We start from the raw sequence: 272 nt of genomic DNA on the forward strand, positions 1-272 counted from the left end.
TTGGTGCGCCAGTTGAGTTTGGCTTTTTTAAACTGTTTACGGCTTTTGGCATGGGTTTCTGAGATGGCTTGTAGGGTTTGACTGTGCAGATTTAGATATTCGCCACTACCTTTGATATAAGCGGCCAAATCATAGGCTGAAAAGAATTTGCCTGTGCGCTTAAGGTGTTTAAAACTAAGCTCATTAACGTAATTCCAGACAAAGTTAACCGCCCCAGCTAAGATATTGAGCTGCTTGGCGTGTTTGTCTTTGATGCGTAGTTTGAGCGTTTT

At 42.3% G+C, this 272-nt stretch carries 1 pseudogene; it reads right to left on the reverse strand.

Annotation, left to right across the window (positions count from 1 at the left end):
• Positions 1–272 (reverse strand): annotated as a pseudogene (locus tag J3492_RS13110) (RNA-guided endonuclease InsQ/TnpB family protein); the annotation flags it as partial.

The sequence above is a fragment of the Psychrobacter coccoides genome, from assembly GCF_017498085.1.
In the GTDB taxonomy this organism is placed as follows: Bacteria; Pseudomonadota; Gammaproteobacteria; order Pseudomonadales; family Moraxellaceae; genus Psychrobacter; species Psychrobacter coccoides.